Raw genomic sequence first — 9,136 nt, 5'->3', positions numbered from 1 at the left:
GAGATTTTGGTGCCGCGGGGGGAGACGCTTAAGGGGGGTGGGGGGTGCTGTGGGTGGCGGTGCCGGTTCCAACCGGCATCGCCACTCACGACGAGGCGACGGTGATCCGGTCGCTGTCGGTGTCGTAGTCGAACAGTTCCGCGTACCGGCCCCAGTCGATCGCCGTGTCCAGCTGCTGCCGGGCGTCGGCGGCGGAGAAGCCGCGCCGGAGGAGGTCGAGGAAGAACTCCGCGCGCAGCGTGCCGTCCGAACTGGCGGTGAGCGCGTTGACGATCGTGCGCACCAGCGGCGCCCGGTCGCGGACCTGACCGGCGAAGATCTTCTTGCTGGTCTGGATGTCCGCGGTGGTGAAGGCGGTGCCGACGGGCGTCAGGTGCAGGTCGCCGCCCGCCACGAAGAGAAGGTCGAGAAGGGCGGCGGCGTCCACGAGCGGCAGCAGGTCGTCGACCTCGAAGCTCAGCTCGGCGGCGAGATCCGGCAGGTCGGCGTGTCCGCCGCGAGCGTGCACGAGTTCGACCAGCCCGGCGAGGCCGCCGACCGACGCCTGCGGCAGCGGCCGTGCGGTGGGTGTGGCCTGCGCGGGTTCGACGGCCCCCGGTTCGCGTCCGGTGAGCAGGTCGTAGAGCCGTTCGACCAGCGCGGCGAACGCGGGGGATTTGCGGTCGCGCGGACGGGCGAGGTCGACTTCCATTTCCGCGCGCAGGTTTCCGGGATTGGAGCCGAGGACCAGCACCCGGTCCGCGAGCAGGACTGCCTCCTCGATGTTGTGCGTGACGATGCAGACCGCTTTGGTCGGGAAATCCTCGCGCTGCCACAGGCTCATCAGCTCGGTGCGCAGGTTCTCCGCGGTCAGCACGTCGAGCGCGGAGAACGGTTCGTCCATCAGCAGCACGTCGGGTTCGAGCACGAGCGCGCGGGCGAAGCCGACGCGCTGCCGCATTCCGCCGGAAAGCTCCTTGGGATAAGCGGATTCGAAACCGTCGAGACCGATCAGGTCGATCGCCCGCAGCGCCTGGTCCCGGCGGGTTTTCGGCGGGGTCCCGCGCGCGGCCAGACCGAGTTCGACGTTGTCCTGCACAGTCAGCCAGGGCATCAGCGCGAAGGTCTGGAACACCATCGCGGTGCCCGGATTGGCTCCGTCGAGTTCGTCGCCGCGATAGCGCACGGTGCCCCGCGTCGGGCCGATCAGCCCGGCGATCGTGCGCAGCAGCGTCGATTTCCCGGAGCCGGACCGGCCGAGCAGCGCGACGATCTCGCCCGCGCGCAGGTCGAGGGTGATGTCGTCGAGGACGCGCAGTTCGTCGCCCGCCGAACCGGGGAAGCTTTTGCTGACCTGCTCGACGGACACGAGGACTTCGGACATGAGAATACCTTTCAGGACAGGGAGAACCGGCGTTCGGCGAGGCGGTACAGCCGCCGCCAGAAGAGCCGGTTGAGGCCGACGACGTACAGGCTCATCACCGCGACGCCGAGCAGGATGCGGCCGGAATCGCCGGAGCCGGTCGCGTCGGCGATGTACGCGCCGAGGCCGGTCGCGGTGAGCGTGACCCCGTTGTAGGACACGATTTCCGCGACGATGGAGGCGTTCCACGCGCCGCCCGCCGCGGTGATCCCGCCGGTGACGTAGCTGGGGAAAATCGCGGGCAGCACGAGCCGCCGCCACCACAGCGCCCGCGGCAGCCGCAGGTTCGCGGCGGCCTCGCGCAGGTCGTGCGGGATGGCCGAGGCGCCCGCGATGACGTTGAACAGGATGTACCACTGCGCGCCGAGGCTCATCAGCAGGATGCCGCCCCAGTCCAGGGAAATCCCGGTCGCCACGAGCACGGCGGTGATCAGCGGGAACAGGAAGTTCGCCGGGAACGACGCGAGCACCTGAACCACCGGCTGGGCGAGCCGCGACACCCGCGGGTTCATCCCGATCCACACGCCGATCGGCACCCAGACGAGCGTGCCGACGACCACCAGGGTCACCACTCGCGCGAACGTGATCAGGCCGAGCAGCAGGACGTGGCCGATTTCGCCGTACCCCGTGGTCTCGCCGACGAACAGCACCGCGCGCACTGTTCCGTAGACGATCAGCCCGAAGACTACGATGCTGAACACGATGTCCGCGACGCGCCGGCGTGCGGGGGAGAAGCGCAGCGGGTACTCGGCGAGCCCGAAGACCGCCAGCGCGCGGTCGAGCGGGAAGACCAGCTTGCCCAGCACCCGGCCGAGCAGCGCCGGGATCCGCGAGCGGCGCAGCAGGTCGAGCACCAGGCTGCGGGGTGCTTCGGCGGCTTCGGAATTCTCGATGCGGAACCGCTCCGACCACGCGGTGAGCGGTCGCCAGAAGAGCACGTTCACGCCGACGACCAGCACCACCATCACCCCGACAGCCAGCAGGACCTTGCCGAGGTCGCCCTGTTCGGAGGCGGTCGCGACGTATGCGCCGATGCCGGGAAGCGCGAACTTCTGGTTGTTCACGCTGAGCGCTTCGGAGGCGGTGAGGAAGAACCAGCCGCCGCCGAAGCTCATCATCCCGTTCCAGACCAACGGAATCATCCCGCTCGGCACGTCGACGCGCCAGAACCGTTGCCAGCGCGACAGCCGCAGCAGCCGGGACGCCTCGTCGAGGTCGCGCGGCTGGGACACCAGCGAGTGGTGGAAGGCGAACGTCATGTTCCACGCCTGCGCGGTGAAGATCGCGAAGATCGACGCGCATTCCAGGCCAAGTTGCGAGCCGGGGAACAGCGCGATGAACCCGGTGATCGTGACCGACAGGAACCCGAGCACCGGCACCGATTGCAGGATGTCGAGCGCGGGCAACAGGATCTTTTCCGTACGGCGGAGGCGGGCCGCCGCGGTCGCGTAGACGAAGGTGAACCCGACTGACAGCACAAGCGCGACGAACATCCGCAGCAGCGAACGTCCGGCGTAGTACGGAAGTTCGGCCGGGTCAGTGGACACTGTGGACGGTGCGGTCGCCGGAGTCCACGCCGTGGCGGCACCGTGCGCGAGCCGCACGATTAGCCACAACGCCGCGGCGGCACCGAGGAACACCGCCACGTCGGCGAGCGTGCGGCGAGGCCGGACGAGCGCGCCGCGGGTGGGGAAAGTACGGAGCATGGTCTAGTTCTCGCTGTCTTCCTCGGTGTAGGAGAGTTCGGTTTGCCAGCGCACGCTGGTCACCGACGGCTCCATGGACAGCCGGCTGACCGCCGACTCCATCTGCTTGTCGTCGCGCTGATCGGCGGACAGCTCGGCGCGCACCTGCACCTGTCCGTCGGTTTCGGTATTGGTGCTGGTGACCGACTGCAGGGAGAAATCCGTGCGCGCCAACGCTTGCACGAGCAACGCGCGCACGTGCGCTTCGGCGTCGTCCTTGGTCACCGCGAGGAAGGTGTACGACGTCGGGGTTTCGCGGCCGGTCGCCGGACGGCGGTCGACCACCCGGCCGAGCGGGCGCAGCGCGATGTTCACCGCCATCACCACGGCGGTGCCCGCGCCCGCCGCCGTGTACAGCCCGGCTCCGGCCAGCGCACCCACCGCCGCGGAACACCACAGCGTCGCCGCCGTGTTGAGCCCGCGCACGGTCAGCCCTTCGCGCAGAATCACGCCCGCGCCGAGAAAACCGATTCCGGAAACGATTTGCGCGGCGACCCGGGTGGGATCCGCGCTCGCTCCGCTGAAGCCGTGCGCGGACAGCAGCACGAACAACGTCGAACCGGCCGCGACCAGGGCATTTGTGCGCAGCCCTGCCATCCGGGCGCGGTATTGCCGTTCAAATCCGATTACTGTGCCGAGGCCTACGCCGGCCCCCAGGCGCAGCAGCATCTCCGCAGTCGTCATCTGCGCTCCCACTGTTCGTTGCGAAAAGTTCAGAAAAGGGTTGGAAAAGCCTCAAAAAAGGACGGTTACCACCACGTACGTTGGCGTGCGTAGCCGCGTTTCGCTACTTGAGCCGCCAAGGCGTACCCGACCAGGACGAGCACCAGCCACAGCAGGTAGCTGGCGGGCAGCGCCTGCATCCGCAGCGGTCCGGCGAGCGGCGACAGCGGCACCAGCAGGCCGACGAGCGCCGCGGCGGCCGTGGCCAGGACGACCGGACGGCTCGCGCGCAGGGGAGTGCCGCGACCGCGCAGGACCAGCACGACCAGGAGCTGCGACAGCAGACCCTCGACGAACCAGCCGGTCTGGAACAGCAGCGGATCCGCGCCCGCGCCGAAGACGTGCCACAGCACCGCGAACGTCGCGAGGTCGAACAGCGACGACAACGGGCCGAAGACGAGCATGAAGCCGGTCAGTCCGCGGGCGTCCCACCGGCGCGGCTTGCCGAGGTAGTCGTCGTCCACCCGGTCCCAGGCCAGCGCGAGCTGCGCCAGGTCGTAGAGCAGGTTCGACACCACGAGCTGGATCGGCAGGATGGGCAGGAACGGCAGGAAGGCGCTGGCCGCGAGCACCGAGAGCACGTTGCCGAAGTTCGACGCGGCGGTGATGTTGACGTACTTCAGCGTGTTGCCGAGCGTCCGCCGTCCTTCGGCCACGCCTCGGGCGAGCACGCCGAGGTCGCGTTCCAGCAGCACCAGGTCCGCCGCGTCCTTGGCCGCGTCGGTGGCGGTGTCCGGAGCGATCCCGACGTCTGCGGTGCGCAGCGCGGTGACGTCGTTGACGCCGTCGCCGACAAAGCCGACCGCGCGGCCGTTCTCCCGCAACGCGGTGACCACGCGGGCCTTGTGCGCTGGAGTGAGCTTCGCGAAGACGGTGGTGTCCTTGACAATCTCGCGCAGTTCAGCGTCGCCGGTCGCCTCGACCTGGTGTCCGAGCACGACTTCGCCGACCGGGATGCCCGCCGAATCCGCGACGCGCGCGGCGACGTGCCGGTTGTCGCCGGTCAGCACTTTCAGCGCGACGCCTTGCTCGCCAAGGGCTTTCACCGCGTTCACGACGCCGTCGCGGACCGGGTCGACGAATCCCACGAAACCGACGAGGATCATCTCGTTCTCGTCAGTTTCGTCAAATCCGTCGAGCCTGGCGTTGACTTCACGGGCCGCTACCGCGAGCACCCGCATGCCGTGTTCGGCGTACGCGCGCACCAGCTCGTCCGCGCCGATCCGGGCGGCGGCGTCGAATTCGGTGACGACACCGTCGCGGCGCGCGTGGCTGCAGCGCGGCAAGATCTCGTCCGGGTCGCCCTTGCTGATCAGCAGGTGCTCGCTGCCACGCCGGACGACGACGCTGGCCCGGCGGCGCGCGTGGTCGAAGCCGATCTCGGCGACGCCGGTGAACAGCGCGTCGGCGACCAGGTCGTCCTCGCCGTCGAAGAGCGTCTCGATCGCTTCGTCCAAGCGGTCGTGCCGGTTGGTCTGGAACCGCACCGCGAGGCCCGCGTACTCGGCCGCTTCGCCGTCCGGGCTGCCGGAGTAGTCGACGCTGTGCGCGTAGGCGATCCGGTCCTCGGTAAGCGTGCCGGTCTTGTCGACGCACAGCACGTCCATCGCGGCGAGGTCCTGAATGGCGTTGAGCCGCTTGACAATCACCTGCCGCCGGGACAGCGCCGCCGCGCCGCGGGCGAGGTTCGTCGTGACGATGACCGGCAGCATCTCCGGCGTGAGACCGACCGCGACGGCGACCGCGAACATCCCGGCCTGCGCCCAGTCGCCGGTGACCGTGCCGTTGACCACCAGCACGATCGGCACCATCACGAGCATGAACCGCACGAGCGTCCAGCCGACGCGGCGCACTCCGGCGTCGAAGCTGGATTCCGCGCGCGGCTCGGCGGATTGCCGGGCCAGCGCGCCGAAGTACGTCTCGCTGCCGGTCGCGGCGACGACCGCGGTGGCCGTTCCGCCGACCACCGACGTGCCCGCGAAGCCGAGCGCGGGCGTCTCGACGAGCTCGTGCTCCTCGTGCCTGCCTGGCTGAGGTGCCTGCTTCGCGACCGGCAGTGCCTCGCCGGACAGCGCGGACTGGTCGACGACGAAGTCTTTAGCAGCAACAATCCGGACGTCCGCCGGGATCACGTCGCCAGGCCCGAGCAGCACGACGTCGCCCGGCACGAGGTCGGACGTGGGCACTTCGCGCTCGCTGCCGGGAAACTCCTCCGCAGCGCGCCGGCGCACGGTGACAGTGGTGGTGATCTGGTCGCGCACGGCGCTGATCGCACGCTCGGACCGCGCGTGCTGCCAGTAGCGGAGACCAATGCTGAGCGCGACCATCACGCCGACAGTCACCGCGCCGCGAATGTCGCCGACACCGGCGAACACCACGCCGAGCGCGGTCAACAACGCGACGAACGGGCTGCGCGCCGCGGCCCAAACGCGCACGGGGGCCCGGATCGTGCCGTCGATGCGGTTGTCGCCGAAACGACGCAACCGCTCGGCGGCTTCGTTTTCGGTGAGGCCTTTGGGCGAGCTTTCGAGATTCCGGAAAAGAGCGAGCACCGGCGCGTCGCCGTGGGCGCGCAGGGCGGGAAAGCGGGTCATGGTCGTCCCCTCGAGGTCAGCTGGGCGTCAGCGGACCGCGCGAGTTCGTCCGGACCTAGATGGCTGCCGGGGTTCCCGCACGGTCGCGCCGACTACTTCCTTCGCCGGTCACCCGGCTCACCTCCTCCGCAAGACTCATCGACCGGCGTTTCGCGCCGGCCGGGGACCAGTAGAGCGCAGATCACGAAAACAGTCAAACACTTGTGCAACTGATGGGGGCTAAGTCACGCTGAGGGCCCACCCGAGAGGATGTCCGTCGTGTCCACCCCATCCCCGCCCCCGCTGGAACCGCTCCCCGCCGACCTGCTGCAGGACGCGGCCGCGACGTTCGGCCTGCTGTCCGCGACCGTGCGGCTGCACCTGCTTTGGCTGCTGTCGCACGGGGAGCGCGACGTCGGCACCCTCGCCGAGGAGACCGGCCAGACCGTGCCGACCGCGAGCCACCACCTGGGCAAACTGAAACTCGCCGGCCTGGTCCGCGCCCGCCGCGAGGGGAAACGGCAGGTTTACGTCCTCGACGACCCGCACGTGCGGCACATCGTCCAGCTGGCGGTGCAGCATCACCAGGAGCTGTCCGGCGAGGCCGGGCGGCGGAGCAAAGGCGCTTGAGCTTTCCCGGACGTAGAGTCGGGCCATGGCCGAGTTGAACTTCTACTTCGATCCGGTGTGCCCGTTCGCGTGGATGACCAGCAAGTGGGTCCGCCAGGTCGCCCGACAGCGCTCGTACTCGGTGGACTGGCGGTTCATCTCGCTGCGCCTGCTGAACGCGCACCTGGACTACTCGACGCACTTCCCGCCGGAGTACGACGCTTCGCACACGGCCGGTTTGCGACTGCTCCGCCTGGCGGCTGCGGTGCGCGCTTCGCATGGCCGGGAGGCGATCGGCCCGCTGTACGAGGCGTTGGGGGAGCAGAACTTCGAGAGCGGTCTTGTCGAGGACACTCCCGAGGCTCGGGCCGCGCACGGCACGCCTTCGGCTGCCTCGGCGGCTCTTTCGCGGGCCGGTCTGGATGTGTCGCTCGCTTCCGCAGTGGATGATTCTCGGTGGGATGCGGAGATCCAGCGTGAGACCGACGAAGCGCTTTCGCTGACCGGCAAGGATGTCGGGACGCCGATCCTGCACTTCCAGCCGCCGGAGGGGGTCGCGTTCTTCGGGCCGGTGATCAGCCGGCTGCCGTCTGACGGCGAGGCTGTGGAGCTGTGGGACCACGTGGTGGGATTGGCGAGGTTCGCCGGTTTCGCCGAGCTGAAGCGGAGTTTGCGGGAAATGCCGCAGCTGCCGTCGTTCGGCGTGGAGGCGGGGGAGACCGGGCGGGAACAGGATTGGCACGGCGGGAGCCGTCGGCTGAAGAAGTAGGCGGGCGATGGACTCGGATCGGCCGCCTGAGGCCACCAAGTGGACGATCCACGGCGAACGCCTGGTCGACGACACCCGGCGATTGCGGCTGAGCGTCGCTTCGGTCGAACGTCGGCGTGGCGGACAACGAAAACCTGCTGTTCCTGTCCCGGGGGAGTACATCGGCGGCGACGTCGAACTCAAGTTTCCGCTGGCTGCGCGCTGAGGAGGGAACTGCCGCTTGGCTGATTCTCTGTGCCGCCATGCGTTTCACGCATCAGCCCGCGCGACCGAACCGTCCTCGCCCATCCGGCGCAGGATTTTGGCCCCACCGGACGTCCGCGTCGCCTGAGCCGTGCCCGTGGCTTCCACAAGGAGCCAGTCGCTGGCTCGGGTGGCGTAGTGATCTGAGCGTCCGGTCGCCACAGCTGTGGTTTGCGTTACTCCACCAGCGTTCTTTCCCTCCCCGAAGTCGTGAACCTGACACACTGGGACTTGACGACAACTCCGGGAGTGTCCATGTCGCGCGACAGCTATCGGACAGTTCGTACACCGGACGGCCTCCGCCTGGCCAGCACCCTCACCGAGCCGGACGGCGACCCTCAGCGCGCGGTGCTGCTCGTGCAAGGGGCCAGCGTCACCCGCGAGGAAGGCGGCTTCTTCACCCGGCTCGCCACGGGTCTGGCCGAGGCCGGCATCGCGTCGCTGAGAATCGACCTCCCCGGCCACGGCGAGAGCGAAGGCCGTCAAGAGGATCTCTCGCTTTTCGCTCTGCTGAACGTGATTCGCGGCAGCATCGAGCACCTGTCGGCCGCTGTCCCGGGGGTGCGGACCTCGCTCGCGGCGGCCAGTTTCTCCGGCGGCGTCGCGGCGTACTACGCGGCCGAACGACCGGACGACGTCGAGCGGCTCGTGCTGTTCAACCCGCTCATCGACTACCGCGTGCGGTTCATCGACGAGAAGTCCGCGTGGTCGGACGACGGCTACCTCGACGACGAGGGTGCGGCCGAGCTGAAGGAACAGAACTACCTCGGGCACGGGCCCGGATTCCGGCTCGGGCGGGCCGTGCTCAACGAGGCGTTCTGGTTCGAGGCACGGCAAAACCTGCCCCGCATCACCGCCCCGACGCTCATCGTGCACGGCACCGAGGACACCTTCGTTCCCGTCGAGTCGTCGCGCGCCGCCGATCGGGAGCTGACCTGCGAACACCGGCTGGTGCAGCTCGACGGCGCACAGCACGGCTTCGCGGTGCACGACGATCCGCAGTACGCGGATCCGCAAACGCAAGCCTGGCAACGGCAAGTGATCCGCGAAGTACAGGAATGGCTTCGCTGAG

At 69.0% G+C, this 9,136-nt stretch carries 8 protein-coding genes; 4 read left to right on the top strand and 4 right to left on the bottom strand.

The genetic code is table 11. The features are described 5' to 3' along the window. Positions 1-85: 85 nt before the first annotated feature. The 4 genes from ACZ7OI_RS15470 to mgtA all read right to left on the bottom strand — a co-directional run bounded on the left by ACZ7OI_RS15470 (position 86) and on the right by mgtA (position 6,464). On the bottom strand, positions 86-1,363 hold the full coding sequence (locus ACZ7OI_RS15470) for an ABC transporter ATP-binding protein (RefSeq protein WP_470264845.1): 1,278 nt from the start codon (positions 1,361-1,363) through the stop codon (positions 86-88). An 11-nt stretch (positions 1,364-1,374) separates the two neighbouring features. Next, entirely contained in the window at positions 1,375-3,108 is a 1,734-nt protein-coding gene (locus ACZ7OI_RS15465) for an ABC transporter permease (RefSeq protein WP_470264844.1), read from the bottom strand. 3 nt (positions 3,109-3,111) lie between these two features. Continuing rightward, positions 3,112-3,831 carry an MgtC/SapB family protein gene (locus ACZ7OI_RS15460; protein WP_470235950.1) on the bottom strand — a complete coding sequence of 240 codons (720 nt, stop codon included), beginning with the start codon at positions 3,829-3,831 and terminating at the stop codon, positions 3,112-3,114. Between the two features lie 65 nt (positions 3,832-3,896). Then, the gene (gene mgtA / locus ACZ7OI_RS15455; RefSeq protein ID WP_470264843.1) at positions 3,897-6,464 is read right to left on the bottom strand and encodes a magnesium-translocating P-type ATPase; all 2,568 of its coding nucleotides are present in this window, start codon (positions 6,462-6,464) and stop codon (positions 3,897-3,899) included. A 249-nt stretch (positions 6,465-6,713) separates the two neighbouring features. On the opposite strand from mgtA, the gene ACZ7OI_RS15450 reads away from it, so the two are divergent. From ACZ7OI_RS15450 to ACZ7OI_RS15435, 4 genes are all read left to right on the top strand, one after another. Next, a complete protein-coding gene (locus ACZ7OI_RS15450) occupies positions 6,714-7,073 on the top strand; it encodes an ArsR/SmtB family transcription factor (RefSeq protein WP_470264842.1) in 360 nt (119 codons plus the stop codon). 25 nt (positions 7,074-7,098) lie between these two features. After that, entirely contained in the window at positions 7,099-7,821 is a 723-nt protein-coding gene (locus tag ACZ7OI_RS15445) for a mycothiol-dependent nitroreductase Rv2466c family protein (protein WP_470264841.1), read from the top strand. 7 nt (positions 7,822-7,828) lie between these two features. Further along, entirely contained in the window at positions 7,829-8,026 is a 198-nt protein-coding gene (locus ACZ7OI_RS15440) for a hypothetical protein (protein ID WP_470264840.1), read from the top strand. Positions 8,027-8,319: 293 nt separating this feature from the next. Continuing rightward, positions 8,320-9,135, top strand: coding sequence for an alpha/beta hydrolase (locus tag ACZ7OI_RS15435; RefSeq protein WP_470264839.1), 816 nt, complete (start codon positions 8,320-8,322; stop codon positions 9,133-9,135). Position 9,136: the final 1 nt, after the last annotated feature.

Source organism: Amycolatopsis sp. NPDC114503 (assembly GCF_055633655.1).
This window is presented reverse-complemented; position numbering and strand designations above follow the sequence as displayed.

Coding starts and splice junctions, on each gene's coding strand:
- ACZ7OI_RS15470 (WP_470264845.1), bottom strand. CDS start 1,363: ATGTCCGAAGTCCTCGTGTCCGTCGAGCAGGTCAGCAAAAGCTTCCCC.
- ACZ7OI_RS15465 (WP_470264844.1), bottom strand. CDS start 3,108: ATGCTCCGTACTTTCCCCACCCGCGGCGCGCTCGTCCGGCCTCGCCGC.
- ACZ7OI_RS15460 (WP_470235950.1), bottom strand. CDS start 3,831: ATGACGACTGCGGAGATGCTGCTGCGCCTGGGGGCCGGCGTAGGCCTC.
- mgtA (WP_470264843.1), bottom strand. CDS start 6,464: ATGACCCGCTTTCCCGCCCTGCGCGCCCACGGCGACGCGCCGGTGCTC.
- ACZ7OI_RS15450 (WP_470264842.1), top strand. CDS start 6,714: ATGTCCGTCGTGTCCACCCCATCCCCGCCCCCGCTGGAACCGCTCCCC.
- ACZ7OI_RS15445 (WP_470264841.1), top strand. CDS start 7,099: ATGGCCGAGTTGAACTTCTACTTCGATCCGGTGTGCCCGTTCGCGTGG.
- ACZ7OI_RS15440 (WP_470264840.1), top strand. CDS start 7,829: ATGGACTCGGATCGGCCGCCTGAGGCCACCAAGTGGACGATCCACGGC.
- ACZ7OI_RS15435 (WP_470264839.1), top strand. CDS start 8,320: ATGTCGCGCGACAGCTATCGGACAGTTCGTACACCGGACGGCCTCCGC.